13 protein-coding genes are annotated in these 15853 nt (G+C 61.9%); 6 read left to right on the top strand and 7 right to left on the bottom strand.

All coding sequences use genetic code 11. The annotated features are described in order from the left end of the window. Positions 1–136 precede the first annotated feature (136 nt). Both aroA and cmk read left to right on the top strand, forming a co-directional pair. Entirely contained in the window at positions 137–1417 is a 1281-nt protein-coding gene (gene aroA / locus ABWU19_RS04455; protein WP_435900557.1) for a 3-phosphoshikimate 1-carboxyvinyltransferase, read from the top strand. Positions 1418–1576: 159 nt separating this feature from the next. Beyond that, positions 1577–2215, top strand: a complete 639-nt coding sequence (cmk, locus tag ABWU19_RS04450) for a (d)CMP kinase (protein WP_435900556.1) — start codon at positions 1577–1579, stop codon at positions 2213–2215. A gap of 56 nt (positions 2216–2271) precedes the next feature. On the opposite strand, the gene aceF is transcribed toward cmk, so the two are convergent. From aceF to ABWU19_RS04435, 3 genes are all read right to left on the bottom strand, one after another. After that, entirely contained in the window at positions 2272–3585 is a 1314-nt protein-coding gene (gene aceF, locus ABWU19_RS04445; protein ID WP_435900560.1) for a dihydrolipoyllysine-residue acetyltransferase, read from the bottom strand. 47 nt (positions 3586–3632) lie between these two features. Continuing rightward, positions 3633–6353, bottom strand: coding sequence for a pyruvate dehydrogenase (acetyl-transferring), homodimeric type (aceE, locus tag ABWU19_RS04440; RefSeq protein ID WP_435900555.1), 2721 nt, complete (start codon positions 6351–6353; stop codon positions 3633–3635). 254 nt (positions 6354–6607) lie between these two features. Next, the gene (locus tag ABWU19_RS04435; protein ID WP_435900554.1) at positions 6608–7279 is read right to left on the bottom strand and encodes a hypothetical protein; all 672 of its coding nucleotides are present in this window, start codon (positions 7277–7279) and stop codon (positions 6608–6610) included. Positions 7280–7353: 74 nt separating this feature from the next. Here ABWU19_RS04435 and trmB point away from each other — a divergent pair, with 74 nt between their 5' ends. Next, complete coding sequence (trmB, locus tag ABWU19_RS04430; RefSeq protein ID WP_435900553.1) at positions 7354–8274, top strand: tRNA (guanine(46)-N(7))-methyltransferase TrmB; 921 nt, start codon at positions 7354–7356, stop codon at positions 8272–8274. On the opposite strand, the gene ABWU19_RS04425 is transcribed toward trmB, so the two are convergent. Continuing rightward, positions 8271–8528, bottom strand: coding sequence for a hypothetical protein (locus ABWU19_RS04425; protein ID WP_435900552.1), 258 nt, complete (start codon positions 8526–8528; stop codon positions 8271–8273). The two genes, trmB and ABWU19_RS04425, sit on opposite strands and share 4 nt — an antisense overlap. Before the next feature lie 187 nt (positions 8529–8715). Beyond that, positions 8716–9675, bottom strand: coding sequence for a Stp1/IreP family PP2C-type Ser/Thr phosphatase (locus tag ABWU19_RS04420; protein WP_435900551.1), 960 nt, complete (start codon positions 9673–9675; stop codon positions 8716–8718). Positions 9676–9949: 274 nt separating this feature from the next. On the opposite strand from ABWU19_RS04420, the gene ABWU19_RS04415 reads away from it, so the two are divergent. Next, a complete protein-coding gene (locus tag ABWU19_RS04415; RefSeq protein ID WP_435900550.1) occupies positions 9950–10183 on the top strand; it encodes a hypothetical protein in 234 nt (77 codons plus the stop codon). 6 nt (positions 10184–10189) lie between these two features. Here the strand turns inward: ABWU19_RS04415 and nth are convergent, their stop codons facing one another. After that, positions 10190–10825, bottom strand: coding sequence for an endonuclease III (nth, locus tag ABWU19_RS04410; protein WP_435900549.1), 636 nt, complete (start codon positions 10823–10825; stop codon positions 10190–10192). A gap of 129 nt (positions 10826–10954) precedes the next feature. Further along, entirely contained in the window at positions 10955–12388 is a 1434-nt protein-coding gene (gene proS / locus ABWU19_RS04405) for a proline--tRNA ligase (RefSeq protein WP_435900548.1), read from the bottom strand. A 239-nt stretch (positions 12389–12627) separates the two neighbouring features. Between proS and ABWU19_RS04400 the strand changes: the two genes are divergently transcribed. Beyond that, positions 12628–15252 (top strand): S8 family serine peptidase, encoded by a 2625-nt coding sequence (locus ABWU19_RS04400; RefSeq protein WP_435900547.1) that lies wholly within the window; start codon positions 12628–12630, stop codon positions 15250–15252. Positions 15253–15313: 61 nt separating this feature from the next. Further along, positions 15314–15844 (top strand): GNAT family N-acetyltransferase, encoded by a 531-nt coding sequence (locus ABWU19_RS04395; protein WP_435900546.1) that lies wholly within the window; start codon positions 15314–15316, stop codon positions 15842–15844. The last annotated feature ends 9 nt before the right edge of the window (positions 15845–15853 follow it).

The raw sequence follows: 15853 nt of genomic DNA, 5'->3' as shown, positions 1-15853 counted from the left end.
GGCGCCTCCTGTTGGCGCAGTTTGGGGAAATGTGGCTGGTGGCTTTTCCGAATTGGGGTTGAACAGAATCTCACTCTCAGACACTCTGGGAAGCGCGTCAATTTTCCCACCACAGGCTATAATCCCGGTTGGACTTATGGAACGGCACATCTTTCCTACCCCCTCCCTCAAGGGCACCCTGCGGGTTCCCGGCGATAAGTCGGTCACGCACCGGGGGCTCATGTTGGGCGCGCTGGCCCAGGGCGAAAGCACCCTCTACTACCCGCTAAAGGCCGGCGACACCCTCTCCACCGCCCAGGTCATGCGCCAGCTGGGGGCCGAGATTACCGAGCAAGGCGAGCATTTTCGCATCAAGGGGGCAGGCCTGCGGCTCAAGGAACCCGACGACATTCTGGACTGTGGCAACGCCGGAACCCTGATGCGGCTCCTGGCTGGCTTGCTCTCAGGGCAGGAAATCTTTGCGGTGCTCACCGGCGATGCCTCGCTGCGGCGGCGGCCCATGGGCCGGGTGACCATCCCCTTGCGCCAGATGGGTGCGCGCATCGAAGGGCGTCAGCACAGCACGCTAGCGCCCCTGGCCATTCGTGGTAGCGGGCTGCGGGGCATCCACTACGAGTTGCCGGTAGCCAGTGCCCAGGTCAAAAGTGCGGTCTTGTTGGCGGGTCTGTTTGCGGAGGAAGACACCGAGGTGGTGGAGCCTGCCCCCACCCGCGACCATACCGAGCGGGTCTTCCGGCACTACGGCCTGCCTATAGAAGTAGAAGGCAACCTGGTTCGCACCCGCCGGGCCGAGCCCTTCGCCGCCAAAGACCTGACCGTCCCGGGCGATTTCAGCAGCGCGGCCTTCTTTATTGTGGCCGCCCTCATCACCCCCGATTCCGAGATCACCCTCGAGGGCGTGGGCTTGAACCCCACCCGCACCGGGCTGCTTACGGTGCTCAAAGCAATGGGGGCCGACCTGAGCTGGGAAGTCACCGAGGGGCAGGACGGCGAGCCGGTGGGCTGGATCCGGGCCCGTTCCTCGGCGCTCAAAGGGGTGGCAGTAGACCCCAGGCTCATCCCGCTGATGGTGGATGAGGTGCCGGTGCTGGCCGCAGCCGCTGCCTGGGCCGAGGGCGAGACCTATATTCCAGGCCTCGAGGAGCTCCGGGTCAAGGAGTCCGACCGTGTAGCGGCCATCGCCAAAAACCTGCAAAACCTGGGGGTGCCGGTCGAGGTGGGCCCCGACTGGCTCAGGATTCGCGGTGGAAGCGTGGCCGGGGGCGGGGTGGTCGAACCCTTTCACGACCACCGCATCGCCATGGCCTTTGCGGTGTGTGGCCTGCCCAAAGGTGTAACGGTTCAGGACGCCGAGTGGGCCAGCATCAGCTTCCCCAGCTTCTGGGAAGATTTGGAAAGGCTGCGCGGGAAGGAATAGCGGGGGAATACCGCCCTAGGTTCCTCTCGAAATACATGGTTACCTCTTTGCAGAGCAAAAGGCCCATTGGCGTGCCGCGCCTTTGATCCTGTTGAATAACCCAAACTGCTCCAAGGATTTGACAAACTCAGTGTGAAGCAGCCCATCTCAATTTGCGTTATGAACGAGATCATCACCATAGACGGCCCTTCTGCCTCGGGCAAAACCAGCGTAGCCAAGCTGGTAGCCCAGCGTTTGGGCATTCCCTATATCTCCAGTGGCCTGCTGTACCGGGCCGTGGCCCTGATGTGCTTGCTCGAGAACGCCTCTGCCGAGGAGATTGAACATCGGCTGGAAAAGCACCGCCTCGAGCTCAGGCCCACCCCCACCCAAAACCTGGTTTTTCTGGACGGGCACGAGGTGAGCGAGGCTTTGCACAACCTCGAGGTAGACCAGATCGTCTCTGCGGTGGCGGTGCGCCCGGCCATCCGCGAGTACGTCAACCAGGTGCTGCGCAAAATTCCGCCCCCCTTCGTGGTAGATGGGCGCGACATGGGCAGCACGGTGTTTCCCCAGGCCCGCTACAAGTTCTACCTCACCGCCAACCCCGAGGTGCGCGCCATGCGCCGCGTACCAGAGCGCGGTGCAGCCTTCGAGACCGTGCTGGCCGAGATCATCCGGCGCGACGAGGCCGACAAAAAACAAAGTGCGCCCGCCAGGGATGCCGTCATCCTCGACACCAGCCACCTCGACCTGGATGGGGTGGTGCGGGTCGTGCTCGAGCACATCACCGCTGGAATCAGCCAGGAATCCGCCTGATCTTGTGGAGCCCTCACCATGCGTGAAGCCTACGGTCTTGCAAGGCCAGTAAAGCCCTAGCCTTCAAACCCCAGCAAGAAGGGGTCTTCCAGCATCTCAGCCACAAAACGGCAGAACCGGGCCGCATCGGCGCCGTCAATCAGGCGGTGGTCGTAGGAGAGCGAGAAAGGCATGATGTTCCTGGGTTCGAAGGTGGTTTTTTCGGCGTTCCATACAGGCTCGATGCTGCTACGCGAGACGCCCATGATGGCTACTTCGGGCCAGTTGACAATGGGCGTAAAGCCGGTGCCACCAATGCCGCCCAGGTTGGAGATGGTGAAGGAAGCCCCCTGCATTTCTTCCGGGGTTAGCTTGCGGTCGCGGGCTTTGGCAGCTATCTCACCCAGCTCTGCGGCCAGCGCAATAACCCCTTTCTTATCCACGTCGCGCACCACCGGCACCAGCAAGCCGCTGGGGGTGTCTACGGCCACGCCAATGTGGATGTACTCCTTGTAAACCACTTCGTTGGTGGCGGTATCTATCGAGGCGTTGAACTTGGGAAACTGCTTGAGGGCCGCGGCGGCAATCTTGAGCAGGATGGCAGTCATGGTGACCTTGGCCCCGCGTTTTTCGGCCCTGGGGTTGATGCGTTTGCGCAGGGCCTCCATCTCGGTGATGTCGGCCTTGTCGAAATGAGTCACCATCGGGATGGTGCTCCAGGCCTGGGCCATGCTGCGCACGGTGGCCCGGCGAACCCCCGACATGGCCTCGCGGCGCACCGGCCCAAACTTGCTGAAGTCGGGCAGGGTGGGCGCTGGCGCGCTGGGGGGTTGAGCGGCCACGGCTGCAGGTGCTTCTCCCGAGGCAAAGCGCCTGAGGTCGTTTTCGGAGATGCGATAGGCCGGCCCACTACCCACCACCTCCAGCAGGTTGATGCCCAGCTCCCTGGCCAGCCTGCGCACGCTGGGGGCAGCCGGAATCAGCCTACGCTGGCCTGCCGGCGCGCTGGGCAGAGGGGCCACGCTGCGCTGGGGGGCCGGCGTACTGGAAGGCTGTGGAGAAACAGGCGCCGGGGCGGGCGTGGGCGCTGGCTTGTTTTCTGCCGCCGGTGCAGCAGCCGCTTCACCCAGCACGGCAATTACCTGTCCGCTTTTCACCTCGTCGCCTGGCTTTACCAGCACCTTAGAAACTGTTCCTCCCTCGGAAGCAGGAGCCTCCATCACCGCTTTATCGGTTTCCAACTCCAATACTGGTTGGCCCGCCAGGATGGTATCGCCTTCCTTGATCAGCACCCCCACCACCACAGCGGAGGAAACATTGTCGCCTAAATCGGGTAGTTTTAGTTCTGCCATGATTGCTCCCGTTGGTCGCGCTGATAGCCGATAGCGAATAGCTGATAACTAAAGGCTTTGGGCTACAGGCTATCAGCTATTTTCTATTAGCGTTTGTGCGGTGCTTCCCGCTTAGGGTCAATACCCAGTGTCTTGATGGCTTCGTGGATGGTGTTGACGTTAACCTTCCCCTCGCTCCGCAAGGCCGAAAGCGCCGCCACCACCACGTGCCTGGCGTCTACTTCGAAGAAATCGCGCAGGGCTTCGCGGGTCTCGGAGCGGCCAAAACCGTCGGTGCCCAGGCTGTGAATGGGACGGTTCAGGAAGCCCGAGACCAGGGAAGGCAGGGCCTTCATGTGGTCGGAAGCCGCCACAATGGGGCCTTCGGTGGGGTTCAGGCACTGGGCCACGTAGGGCAGCCGGGCCTTGCTGCCGGGGTTGAGGCGGTTGTAGCGGGCAGCCTCGATGGCATCGTAGTAGAGGGCCTTGTAGCTGGTTGCGCTCCAGACATCTGCGGCGATGTTGTAGGCCTCGAGCATCTGCGCCGCCTTGATCACTTCGTTCAGAATGGTTCCACTACCCAGCAGCTGCACCCGGGCCTTGGGCTTTTTAAGCTCGCTCTTCTTGAGCAAGTACAGGCCCTTCAAAATGCCCTGGCGGGTTTCCTCGCGCGGCTCAGGCATGGCGGGCTGGAGGTAGTTCTCGTTCATCAGGGTGATGTAGTAGAAGATGTCCTCGCCATCCTGGTACATGCGCTTCATTCCGTCCTGCAGGATAACCGCCAGCTCGTAGGCAAAGGCCGGGTCGTAGGCGGGCATGTTGGGCACCGGCAGGGCCAGCACATGGGAATGGCCGTCCTCGTGCTGCAAGCCCTCGCCGTTGAGGGTGGTGCGGCCTGCGGTGGCCCCCAGCAAAAAGCCCTTGGTGCGCTGGTCGCCTGCGGCCCAGACCAGGTCGCCTACCCGCTGGAGGCCGAACATCGAGTAGTAGATGTAGAAGGGAATGGTGGGAATGCCATAGTGAGCATAGGCCGTTCCGGCAGCAATAAAGCTGCACATGGCCCCGGCCTCGTTGATGCCCTCTTGCAGAAGCTGCCCGGTCTCGGACTCGCGGTAGACCGTTACGGTTCCGGCATCCACCGGCGTGTAAAGCTGGCCCTTGGGCGAGTAGATGCCCACCGAGCTAATCACACCTTCCATACCAAAGGTGCGGGCCTCGTCGGGCACGATGGGCACGATGTACTTGCCCACCTCGGGGTGGCGCACCAGCTTGGTCAGCATCCGCACGAAGGCCATGGTGGTGGAGATTTCACGTTCGCCCGAACCCGCCAGGAACTCCTCGAAGAAAGCCAGGTCGGGGGTCTTGATGCGGTACTCGCGCACCCGCCGCTCGGGGATCAGGCCGCCCAGGGCTTGGCGGCGCTCGAGCATGTAGCGCACCTCCGGCGAGTCCTTGCCGGGGTGGTAGAAGGGGGTTTTCTCCAGGTCTTCGTCGGGGATGGGAATACCCAGGTGATCCCGCGCTTCCTTCAGGTCTTCCAGGGTGAGCTTCTTGACCTGGTGGGCCACATTCTTGGCCTGGGCGGTGGGGCCCAGGCAGTAGCCCTTTACGGTGCGGGCAATGATCACGGTGGGGGCACCCTTGTGCTCGGCGGCGGCCTTGAATGCCGCGTAGATTTTGCGGTTATCGTGGCCCCCGCGCGAAAGGCTCAATCGGTCGAGGTCTTCATCGCTCATGCCCTCGATCAGCTTTTTGAGGGCGGGGGTGTTGAAGAACTTCTCGCGCAGCTCCTTGCCGCCATAGGCCGCGTAGCGCTGGCTCTCGCCGTCTACCAGCTGCTCCATGCGCTCCAGCAGCACCCCTTCGGTGTCTTTGGCAAACAATTCGTCCCAGGCGCTGCCCCAGACCACCTTGATCACGTTCCAGCCACTGCCGCGGTAAACGCTCTCGAGCTCCTGGATCACCTTGGAGTTGCCCCGCACCGGCCCGTCCAGGCGTTGCAGGTTGGCATTGATCACAAAAACCAGGTTGTCGAGTTCTTCGCTGGCCGCAACCCGCAAAGCCCCCAGGGTTTCCACCTCGTCCTGCTCGCCGTCACCCAAAAAGGCCCAGACCTTGGCGTCGGTTTTGGGCTTGAGGCCGCGGTCTTCCAGGTAGCGCATGAAGCGGGCCTGATAGATGGCCTGCAAAGGCCCCAGGCCCATGCTGACGGTGGGGAACTCCCAGTAATCAGGCATCAGCCAGGGGTGGGGGTAGCTGGACAGGCCCCGGCCCGGCCCGCCTAAAAGCTCGCGGCGGAACTTGCCCAGGTCGTCCTCGCTCAGGCGGCCCTCCAGATAGCTGCGGGCATACACCCCCGGCGACATGTGCCCCTGGTAGAAGACCAGGTCGCGGTCGGGGGAGTCGGCCCCGCGGAAAAAGTGGTTGAAGCCCATCTCCATCAGCTCGGCAATGCTGGCATAGGTGGAGATGTGCCCCCCGATGCCATCGGATTTTTTGTTGGCCTGCTGCACGATGGCGATGGTGTTCCAGCGCAGGATGTTGGCGATGCGCTGCTCGAGCTCGAGGTCGCCCGGATAAGGGGGCTGGTGCTCCAGGGCAATGGTGTTCACGTAAGGCGTGTTGACCTTGTCGTGGATGACCACCCCCAGATGGTAGGCGTAGTTCTCGAGCATCTCCATCAGCTGCGCCACCCGGTCGCGCCCGGCGCTGCGCAGAACGTACTCCAGGCTTTCGCGCCACTCCTGGTTCTCGAGGTCTTCCAGCTTGATCTGCTCTTCGGCAGATAGGCGGGTGCGGGCTGCAATCAGTTCGCGGTCTTCAACCATAGGGTGCTCCTTTGGGCCAGTAGCCGAGGGCGCTTGGTCAGATGGCCCCGGACATTCAGCTTTTGGCGGTCGTTATTTGTCATCAGCCTTACATTACAGCAGATTCTGGGCCGACCAATCGTAAGGAAGTATGTTTTTTACAGCGCATAAAAAACTTTTATCAAATGACAAATAAAAACAGTGATAAGACCGTGTGTGATAGGGTTTTTGAGTATTTCAAAAACCCCCTGAGGATGACCCCGGCAAGCAGCCGATTATGGCCCCAGTTTGCGCTTCAAGTACAGCAGCAGGTCTTCCATCGCCGTACGTAAAGCCCGTTGCTCACGCAAAATAGCCTCGATCCGGTCTTCCGGACTGGCCAGCGTGAGGGTCTTGAAAATCATGTTGGCGTTGCCACAGCGGGGACAGGGAACCGCAGGGGGCGAGCTGGTAGGGGCATAAAAGATGCGGGTGTTGTCGCGGGTGCAGAGCATATACTTGGCCCCGGCAGCCTCCCCACGCCGAATGGCCTCGGCCAGTTCCTTGGCCTCTTCGGGAGCATAGCCCAAAAAGAAGTCTCCCCCCACCTCCTCGATGGAAGGCAGCGCCTCGCGGGTAGCGGTCAGGTCGGCCTTTAGACCACGGGAAGCCGTCCAGGAGATGCCATTCCATTTAAAGTGCCGCAGGTGGCGCTTGCGGGCCTTATCTTCTATTTCGACAATCAGGTTGACCTCGGGGTCTTTGGGGTAGTAGTACAGGCGCACTGCCGCCACCCCGCTCAAGGCCGGCTCGGGGGGCATGGTGTAAGAAAGCGGGCCGTCGGTTTTAACCCGGCTGTTGTAGCCCACCAGGTTCTGTAAGTCGTAGAGGGTCAGGCCTGGATGCTCGAAGTCGCCCTCCAGAAAGGCCCGCACCTTGGCAAAGGCTTGCTCGAGGCCCACGTCCATAGCTGTTCTAAGTCTACCATCCCAATGCAGGCAAATATCCCAGCCTTACCAGGCATCGGGTATAATGGCCCCTTGTGTTAATTCGTCTGGGCGAAACCGAATTTCCCCTGCCCGAACCACCCCAGGTACTCGAGATAGGCTTTGGTGATGGGCGGTTTACAGCCCAGGTAGCCCACCTGTACCCCGACTGGCGAATTCTGGGGGTAGAGATCTCAGCAGGCTCGGTGGCACGGGCCCTCAAGCGCTTTCGGCGCGAAGGCATAACCAATGTGCGGGTCTACCACGGCGCAGCAGGCTTTGCCCTGCGCAACCTGGTGGCCCCTAGAAGCCTGCACCAGGTCTACGTGAACTTCCCCGACCCCTGGCCCAAGTCCAAGCACCAGGAAAACCGCTTGTTGCAGCGGAACTTCTTCCGCCGCCTGTCCACCCGGTTGACCGAGGGGGGTGCGCTCTTACTCACCACCGACCACGAGGAGTACTGGAAGTTTGCCCGGGCCGAGGGCCAGGCCAGCGGGCTTTTCGAGGTCGAGACCCCCCCACCCCCGGAGCACCACCTCACCACCAAGTACGCGCTCAAGTGGAAAGAACAGGGCCGCCGGTTCTACCACGCCGTATTTCGTAAAGTTTCCGAAGACCCCACCCCCTGGCCCCCCCTTGCGAGGTATCCCATGCCCCATGCCCTGCTGTCTGGTACGCTACCCGAACTCAAAAGCTTCGAGAAAACCGTGGTTCGCTTCGAGGGTGGTACGGCGGTGCTGCTCGAGGCCACCCGCACCCTTGGCCCGGAAGGCGGCTACTATTTCCACACCCACATCGAGGAAGAAGACCTTATTCAGGACGTGCTGCTGGAAGCCCGCCCCAGCGCCCACGGCCTGTACGTGGGTGTGGGCCGTTTTGGCGCACCTTTGAGCACGGTTGGTGTTAAGGCGGCAGTGGAGTGGCTGGTGGGCTGGCTCGAGGGCCAGGGCCTTCGGGTGCTGCAGCGCTCGTATTAGGTGGCGTTTCGCAAAGCCACGTCAATTTTGCAGATGTGCTGGGTAAGCCAGCCGGTCAGCGTGCTATGCAGGGTTTCCAAAGCGGCAACGGAGATGTTCTGGGGAGTGTGTTTCTGGTTGAAATCGGCCCAGAACTCCAGAAACTTGTTGTGGGCCTCCTTGTTCTTTTGCGCCACTTTACAGCCGCGCAGGGCCATGCATAGCTCTTCGTAGGCAAAATGGGTATTCACATAAGCCCCCAGAAAAACAAACAAATGCTCCAGCTGCTGGCGGTCTAGCTGCCCGGTTTTGCCCTGCTCGATCAGCTGCTCGATTTGGTAAAAAGGTTCTTGTGCTGGCTATCGGTTCGAGGGTCCCCCACTTCGTACTGGCTGCTCCATTGAATAGGCATAACCACCCCCGGGCTGCATTGTAGGGAGGCAGAAGTGGAAAGATGTCCCTTTACGGATTTGATCGGCCAAGCTGATTAAACAATACAAACCCCAGCAGGCCAAACCACAGCAACAGCAGAACCACGCTGCCCCAGCGCTGCCAGAAGGTGGGTTTCTTTTCCGGATCGACAATCTGGGTGGTGAGCACCTCGGGGTCGTTGCCGCTTTGCAGGCGCACCGGCTGACCGTTGCTGGCCTCCAGTGGCAGGGCGTAGGGTTTGGGGCTCTCGGCCACCTGGCTGCCAATGGTCACCACCACCGCGCTGATGTTGTCGGGCCCGCCCCAGTCGTTGGCCAGCTTGATGAGTTTGGCCACCGCCGGTTCGGGGGGGTTGGTCAGGATCATCTCGGAGAGCACCCGGTCTTCCAGCACCCCACTCAGGCCGTCCGAGCAGAGCAAAAAAACATCGCCAGGGCGCACCTTTAGCCCCACCAGATCCACCCTTGCGCTGGGGAAAGAGCCCAGGGCATTGGTGATCACGTTGCGCCAGCGGTGATTGCGGGCCTCCTCCTCACTCAACAGGCCCTGGCGCACCCGGTCAGCCACCCAGGAGTGATCCTGGGTCAGTTGTACGAGTTCGCCATCGCGCAGCAGGTAGGCCCTCGAGTCCCCCACATGGGCAATCAGGGCATAAGGCAGGTCGAGCCAGAGGGCCGTGCAGGTAGTGCCCATTCCCCGCGACTCGGGCTTTTGTCCGGCCCGATAAATGGCCTCGTTGGCAGCCTCATAGGCTTCCAGCAAGCCTTGGGGCGAGGGTTCACTGCGTTTGAGCACTTCGACAATCTGGCCAACGGCCATCTGCGAGGCCACCTCGCCGGTACGGTGGCCCCCCATGCCGTCGGCCACAATAAAAATGCCGCCATAAGAGGTTACCAGCTGAGCAACCGCATCTTCGTTCAGGGCCCGCTTGCGGCCTGGGTCGGTCAAGGCCGCTGCAAACACCATGGGTAGGCTGTCGGAGCCCGGCATACAAGGCGCATTATAGGCCACACCTGGGTACAGGAAGGCCAAAAAATCACACCTCATCTGAAGCTCTCAGGTCAAAACCAGCCGGATGCAGGGGTAGCTTCAGGTAAGGGCCCCAGCAAAAAGAGCAGATCAAATATCGTGCTTCTCCTTTTGGCTTTGCTGCTGCCCATCAAAAACTGCGGACACCCGGAAGCTGAGCTGGTATCGTCCCGTTACAGCCAGCGCCCATTGGGGGTATCATCTACCTCACACCTTTTGCCCTACCCTAAAAGACGTGAGGCAGTTTAGGTTCAACCCTCCGCAGGGCCCCCTGGGGGTGCTCTTGCTGTTGCTGGCCGGAACAGTGGGGCTGTTTTTAGTGTTGTGGCTCATCGTCACCTTTTGGGTGCTGGCGGTGGGCGCTGGTGTGGTAGGGGCGCTGGCTTATGGCTGGCGCCGTCTGGAGGCCAGGCTTCGCCCCCGGCGCTGGCGCAGACTGCCGCAAAGGATTCGCCGCTGGGATGACTGAGCCCACCTACCAGGCCCCTTTGCTCAGGCAGTCGCTGTATAGAGGGCAGTCCTGGCACCTGGGGTTACGGGCCGTGCAGCGGTAGCGGCCAAAAAGAATCAGGGCGTGGTGCACAAAAACCCATTTTTCTTTGGGGAAAAGGCGCTCGAGGTCCGCACCAATCTTCTCCGGGTTTTTCTGATGGGAAAAACCCAGCCGGCTCGCCAGGCGCGTCAGGTGGGTGTCCACCGCAATGCCCGGCACCCCAAAGGCCGCCCCCAGCACCACAGTGGCGGTTTTCCAGCCCACCCCCGGCAGCTCGCGCAGCCTGGCCTTGTCTAAGGGCACCTGCCCGCCGTGTTGCTCGACCAGTCGTTGGGCCAGCCGCACGATATTTTTGGCCTTGGAACGGTACAGGCCGATGGTTTTGATGTACGGTTCCACCTCTTCAGGGCTGGCCTGGGCCAGGGCAAAAGCATTGGGGTAGCGCGCAAAAAGGGCGGGGGTGGCCCGGTTCACCGAGGCGTCGGTGGCCTGGGCCGAGAGCACGGTAGCAATCAGCAGCTCAAAGGGGTTGCGGTGTTCTAGCTCGGTGGCAGCCTGGGGATAGAGCGCTTCCATCGCGGCCAGTACCCGTGCGGCCCGCGCCTTTTTGGCTTTCAAAGATTCACGGGGCAGGCGTGGCCTACCCTGTGGCTTATCCCGACCTTGGGCTGTTGGCTTTGCGCCCTGGCTGGCTTTGGATGCTGGACCCTTGGCCTTGGGCGGTTGTCCCCTGGGCTTCGGCATCGCTTAGTAGGCCTTGGCGAAGAGAATCCGCTTGCCATAAGCGCTGGGCTTGCCACAGCGGATACAGCTTCCGTGGGCTTCGGGCTCGTCGTAGGGGATGCAGCGGGTGGTAGCGGTGGTCTCGGCTTTGATCTGTTTTTCGCAGTCCTTATCGCCGCAGTGGAAGGCCTTCACAAAGCCCTGCTCCACCTTTTCTTTGAACTCGTCGTAGCTGTTTACTTCCCAGGTGTGGGCATCGCGGAACTCTAGGGCCCGGGTGTAGAGGTCGTGCTGAAACTGCTCGAGTTTTGCCGGTATCAAGCCCAGTAGCTCGGAAAGCTGGACGGTTTCTTTGCCGCCCAGGCGGCTAGCCAGCACCGCGGTTCCCGCCTCCACATCGCGCGGCCCCAGCTCGAGGCGCAGTGGCACCCCCTTCAGCTCCCACTCGTTGAACTTGTAGCCAGGGCTGTACTGGTCGCGCTCGTCGAGGTGTACCCGTATTCCAGCGGCCTTTAGCTCCCGGTAGAGCTTTTCGGCGGCCGGCATCACCAGCTCGCGGCTCTCGGCCTTATAGATGGGCACCATTACCACCTGGATGGGGGCTAAGCGGGGCGGCAGGATCAGGCCCTTGTCGTCGCCGTGGGTCATCACGATGGCCCCCACCACGCGGGTGGTAAAGCCCCAGGAGGTGGTGTGCACGTATTTGTTCTGTTGATCCTTGTCCTGGAACTGAATGTCGAAGGCCCTGGCAAAGTTCTGGCCCAGGTAGTGCGAGGTGCACGACTGCAGGGCCTTACCATCGCGCATCATGGCCTCGTAGCTGATGGAATACACCGCCCCGGCGAACTTCTCCGACTCGGTCTTGGGGCCTTCCCAGCCAGGAATGGCGCACCATTCGCGCAGCACCGTGGCATACACCCCCGCCATCCGGCGGGCTTCCTCCTCGGCCTCTTCCTGGGTGGCGTGGGCGGTGTGGCCCTCCTGCCACAAGAACTCGGTGGTACGCAAGAAGAGCTTGGTGCGTAGCTCCCAGCGCACCACGCTGTTCCACTGGTTCAAAAGCTGGGGCAGGTCGCGGTAGGTGCGAATCCACTTGGCCCACATATACCCGATGATGGTCTCGGAGGTAGGGCGCACCGCCAGAGGCTCTTCCAGGGTTTCGCCGCCCGCCTGGGTCACGATAGCCAGCTCCGGAGCAAAACCCTCTACGTGCTCGGCCTCCTTTTGCAAAAAGCTGATGGGGATGAAGAGGGGGAAGTAGGTGTTGTGGTGGCCGGTCTCCTTGAACATCCGATCCAGTTCGCGCTGGATGTTTTCCCAGATGGCATAGCCATAGGGTTTGACCACCATGGTGCCGCGCACCGGGCCGTAGTCCACCAGGTCGGCTTTTAGCACCACTTCGTTGTACCACTCGTTGAAATCCTGCGATTGCGGAATGAGGCCTTTGTCCTTCGCCATACCGTGACATGATACCTGCTCAAGTCAAAGGCCAGCGAATTTGTTCTGGTTTCCGCACAAAACAGCGCTGCCGCGAAAGAAATTAACAAAAAATTACTTACCGGTAACGTCCATTTAACAGAAAGAATAACGTTCTTGACCGCTACAAAGTACGCAGCAGGCTTGACACATAAAGTTATCTTGCAGTTTGATAGCCCCTGACCGCATCAGGTCTAGATCAGTATCCCAAGGAGGTCTACGTGCGTAGATTGATGATTTTAGGGATCGGATTGGCCGCTTTTTTAGCTGCTTGTTCCGGCCCCCAGCGTGTGCAGCCCCAGTTTGAGCCTGTGCAGGAGATCGCCACCAGTGTAAGCGCCCTGAACGCTGGCGCAGCCGAGATGGTGGACGAGACCCCCACCGCCTGGCTGGTGGAGCTCTCGGGCAAATCTAAGATAGAAGGGGGCAGCGATGCCTCGGTCAAGGCCGACAAAGACAACTTCCGCGCCCTGGCCCAGGCCAATGGTGTGAAGTTCCGCGAGCGCTTCGAGTACAGTGAGCTTTGGAACGGCCTCTCGGTAGAGGCCAGCGCCAGCGAGGCCGCCAAGCTGCGGGGTATTCCCGGCGTGAAGGCAGTCTGGCCGGTGCTCACCGTCAGTGCGCCGCAGCCCGTAGACGGGGGCAGCGAGACCGACATGTTCACCGCCATCACCCAGACCCAGGTCAACATCGCGCAAGATACCCTGGGCCTGAACGGGCGTGGTGTCAAGGTCGGCATCATCGACACCGGCATTGACCTCGAGCACCCCGACTTTGCCGGGCGCATCCGCTACGGCTTCGATTTCGTGGGCGATGCCTACAACGCAGCCGACCCCAACAACAACATCCCCATCCCCCAGCCCGGCCCCGGCACCCGCCCCGGCGGCGACGACTGCAACGGGCACGGTACCCACGTGGCCGGAATCACCGGCGCCAACGGTACGGTCAAAGGCGTAGCTCCCGAGGTTATCCTGGGCGCCTACCGGGTGTTTGGCTGCGAGGGTTCGTCCAGCGCCGATGTGATCATCGCGGCCCTGGAAAAAGCCTACAAAGACGGCATGGACGTGGTGAACATGAGCCTGGGCGCCGCCTTCCAGTGGCCCCAGTACCCCACCGCGGTGGTTTCCAACCGCCTGGTCAAGAAGGGCGTGGTGGTGGTGGCCTCGGCTGGCAACAGCGGAGCCAACGGCGCATTCTCGCTGGGCGCCCCGGGTGTGGGTGAAGACGTGATCGGGGTGGCCTCTTACGACAATGTGGCGGTCTTCCTGAACTTCTTTACCATCTCCCCCGATAACCAGGCCATCGGCTACGGACCAGCCACCGGAGCGCCCACACCGCCCACCTCTGGCAACCTCCCCATGGCCCGCACCGGCACCCCCACCGCAACCAGCGATGCCTGCAATCCGCTGCCAGCAGGCAGCCTGGCAGGCCGGGCAGCGCTGATCCGGCGCGGCGGCTGCACCTTCTACCAAAAAGCCTTCAACGCGCAGCAGGCCGGAGCCGCCGCCGTTGTGCTGTACAACAACGCACCTGGACGCTTCTCACCAACGGTGGCTGGCACCCCTGCCATCACCATTCCGGTGGTCGCCATCTCCGATACCGAAGGTGTGCTGATTAACAACCGCCTGGCCGCCGGCCCGGTCACGCTCACCTGGACCAACCAGTCGGGCTCCTTCCCCAACCCCACCGGCAACCTGATTAGCAGCTTCAGCTCCATCGGCCTCTCGCCCGACCTGACCCTCAAGCCCGACCTGGGCGCACCCGGCGGCCTGATCTACTCCACCTATCCGCTGGAGAAGGGGCGTTTTGCGACCCTGAGCGGCACCTCGATGTCGAGCCCGCACGTGGCCGGTGTGGTGGCCCTTTACCTCCAGGCCAAGCCCGGCACCCCGGCCTCGGAGATGCGCACCATCCTGCAAAACACCTCCGACCCCAAGCGTCTTTCTGTAGCTCCAGCCACCGGTCTGCCGGACATCGTGCACCGTCAGGGGGCGGGCATGGTGCAGGTTGTGGACGCCCTCAACAGCACCACCCGCGTCACCCCCGGCAAGCTGTCGCTGGGCGAGGTCGAAAGCGGCTCGGTCACCCGCAGCCTTACCCTTCACAACCTGGGCAACGACAGCGAGACCTACACCTTCAGCCATGTGGCTGCCCCTGCCACTACGGGCACCTTCACCGTTAGCTACTTCAATGCACCCTCCCTGGTGTCCTTCAGCAGCCCCAGCATCACGGTGGGGCCGGGAAGCTCGGCCAGCGTGAACGTGACCATTACCCCCAACGCCGGTCTGGCCAACCTGGCCCAGTTCGGCGGGTACGTGGTGATACGCAACAGCGAAGGCGCGACCGTAGCCCGGGTGCCCTACGCAGGCCTCAAGGGCGATTACCAGGGCATCCAGGCCCTTGCGCCCACAACCTTCGGCTTCCCCTGGCTGGCCCGCCTGGTGGGCACCAATTACGTTCGCCAGACCGGCCCCAGCACCTTTACCCTGCAAGGCGGCGACATCCCCTACTTCCTGGTCCACCTGGCTCACCAGGTCAGCAAGCTGCAGTTTGAGGTGCTGAACGCCTCCAACCACCGCCCGGTACACCCGGTCTTCAACAAGTTTGTGGACCTCGAGTACGTCGGGCGCAACTCCACCACCACAGGTTTCTTCGCCTTCGCCTGGGATGGCACCCGCATCCACAGCAACATGGACAACGGCAACGGCGACAACTCACTGTTCAAGACCGTGCCCAACGGCAGCTATGTGGTGCGCATCCGTGCCCTCAAGGCCCTGGGCGACGAGAACAACCCGGCCCACTGGGAAAGCTGGACCTCCCCCGTAATCACCCTGGCCCGTCCGTAAAACCAGCAACCTGCAACAGAAGACCCGCTTCGGCGGGTCTTTTTTCGTATGCTAAAAGCACATGGAACTGCGCGGCCCCCGCATTCTGCTCCGCCCCCCACGCCCAGAGGACGCCGAGGCCCTGTTTGCCCTGATGTCCGACCCCGGGCTGGCCCCCTTTGTGTACTGGAGCCCCCACCAGCACCTGGACGAAACCTACCAGTACCTGGAGCATTTGCAGGCCAAGGAAGGTTTTTTCATCATCGAGATTGGGGGCAACCCAGCGGGCGTGATTGGGCTGCACCTGGACTGGCCCAACAAGCTGGGCGAGACCGAGACCTGGCTGGGGCGGCCCTACTGGGGAACCGGCCTCAACACCGAGGCCAAGGTGGTGCTGTTCGACTTTGCCTTTGGGCCCTGGGACCTGCGCCGTATTCAGGCCATTGTGCATGTGCGCAACCCCCGCTCGCAGCGGGCGCTGGAAAAGCTGGGCTTCCAGCGCGAGGGGCTTTTGCGCCGCTGGCGCTGGATTCGCGGGGAGCCCTGGGACTTCTACATGTACAGCCTGCTGCCCGAGGAGTGGATGTCGAGCCGGCCTCCTATCTTTTACTGAGAGTCTTGC

It is taken from the genome of Meiothermus cerbereus, assembly GCF_051297115.1.
In the GTDB taxonomy this organism is placed as follows: Bacteria; Deinococcota; Deinococci; order Deinococcales; family Thermaceae; genus Meiothermus; species Meiothermus cerbereus_A.
This window is presented reverse-complemented; position numbering and strand designations above follow the sequence as displayed.

Coding starts and splice junctions, on each gene's coding strand:
- aroA (WP_435900557.1), top strand. CDS start 137: ATGGAACGGCACATCTTTCCTACCCCCTCCCTCAAGGGCACCCTGCGG.
- cmk (WP_435900556.1), top strand. CDS start 1,577: ATGAACGAGATCATCACCATAGACGGCCCTTCTGCCTCGGGCAAAACC.
- aceE (WP_435900555.1), bottom strand. CDS start 6,353: ATGGTTGAAGACCGCGAACTGATTGCAGCCCGCACCCGCCTATCTGCC.
- ABWU19_RS04435 (WP_435900554.1), bottom strand. CDS start 7,279: ATGGACGTGGGCCTCGAGCAAGCCTTTGCCAAGGTGCGGGCCTTTCTG.
- ABWU19_RS04420 (WP_435900551.1), bottom strand. CDS start 9,675: ATGCCGGGCTCCGACAGCCTACCCATGGTGTTTGCAGCGGCCTTGACC.
- proS (WP_435900548.1), bottom strand. CDS start 12,388: ATGGCGAAGGACAAAGGCCTCATTCCGCAATCGCAGGATTTCAACGAG.
- ABWU19_RS04395 (WP_435900546.1), top strand. CDS start 15,314: ATGGAACTGCGCGGCCCCCGCATTCTGCTCCGCCCCCCACGCCCAGAG.